Origin of the sequence: Synechococcus sp. R55.2 (genome assembly GCF_047462075.1) — a bacterium.
Taxonomy (GTDB): domain Bacteria; phylum Cyanobacteriota; class Cyanobacteriia; order Thermostichales; family Thermostichaceae; genus Thermostichus.
This window is the reverse complement of record NZ_JANSIH010000005.1, coordinates 1-1,588: the sequence shown is the minus strand read 5'-3', so window position 1 is coordinate 1,588 and position 1,588 is coordinate 1. Positions and strand designations below refer to the sequence as shown.

The 1,588-nt window shown below is 55.5% G+C and carries 1 protein-coding gene; it reads right to left on the bottom strand.

From position 1 onward, the window contains the following. Positions 1–169 precede the first annotated feature (169 nt). Positions 170–1,588 (bottom strand): 2-isopropylmalate synthase (locus NW838_RS00125; RefSeq protein WP_414427256.1); only part of this gene is annotated, 1,419 nt, incomplete at its 5' end.

Sequence of the window (1,588 nt, the reverse complement as noted above, 5' to 3'; positions counted from 1 at the left end):
TACGTGTGTGTAAGCAGGCCGATCCGATATTATCAGTGGGTAGACGTGCAAAGAGAAGTGAGCAGCAAGAACTGACCAATGCTCATAATTGGTCATTCTCAGCTCGTTTCTCACTTCTCTGTGCTCTTGTCAAGGCAAAGCATCCACCATTCCCGACCAGCATCAAACCCTAGCCGAGCGTGCTACCGCCAAAGATGTCAACCGGCAAACTACTCGTCTCGCCGCTGTAGCCAGCAGAATAGGCCATCGCTTCCGCCTTAATCCGCTCCTGGCGCGCTGCCAGCAGCTTATTGAGGGCAGCCATATACGCCTGGGCCGCAGCCACGATGGTATCGGTATGTACCCCGTAACCACTGAAGATCTGCTGGGTTGGACGACGACCGGTCAGGCTGATTGCGGTGCTGCTACTCTCGTTCAAGCGGGCAGGCGAACCTTGCTCGCGAATGCGCACCGTCACTTCGGCGACTGCGTCAAGCCCCTCAGTGATGGCATTGATCGAAAACTCGATCAACTCGTTGGGGCGCTGAATGATGCGGTTGATCGCCTGATAAACAGCATCGACCGGCCCGGTGCCCTGGGCGCTGTCAACTTTGGCTTGACCATCAGGCCCGATCAGGCGCACGGTTGCCGTCGGAATCATCCCGACACCCGATGCGTATTGCACGTGATCGAGTTTATACAACTCTGGGGTGTGCTGCATCTCACCGGCGATCAATGCCTCAATGTCGCGATCATCGACTCGCTTCTTCCGATCACACAGGTCTTTGAAGCGAGCAAAGACGTGCTGGAACTCCTCTTCGTTCAGCTTGTAGCCCTTTTCTTCGAGATACTTGCGGAAGGCATGGCGACCTGAGTGTTTCCCTAATACCAGCGTGTTGCTTTCCAGCCCCACTGTCTCGGCGCTCATGATCTCGTAAGTCTGGCGATACTTCAAGACGCCGTCCTGGTGGATGCCCGATTCGTGGGCAAAGGCATTGGCGCCAACAATAGCTTTGTTGGGTGGCACCGGTATACCAATAAAGCTACTGACCAGACGTGAAGTACGGGCAATTTCGCGGGTCTCAATGCGTGTCCGCAGGCCGTAATATTGTTGGCGTGTATGCAATGCCATCACCACTTCTTCCAGGGAGGCATTACCTGCCCGTTCGCCGATACCGTTGATAGTACATTCAACTTGCCGGGCGCCGGCACGCACACCGGCCAGCGAATTAGCAACTGCCATGCCAAGATCGTCGTGACAATGGGTCGAGAGGATGCACCGTTCAATGCCCGGTACATTCTCGCGCAAATCGCGTATCATCGCCCCATACTCATCAGGGGTGAGATAACCGACCGTATCGGGAATATTGAGGGTGGTAGCTCCGGCGGCCACGGCGACGGCTACAGCTTCACGCAGGAAGAGCGGATCGGTGCGACCGGCATCCATCGGCGAGAATTCGACATCCTCGCACAGCGAGCGCGCATAGCTGACCATTTCGTGAATCAGCTCCAGGGCTTCGGCGCGTGTTTTACGGAACTGATATTCGAGATGAATGTCTGAAGTTGACATAAATGTATGAATGCGCTTTTTCGCTGCCGGTTGGATCGC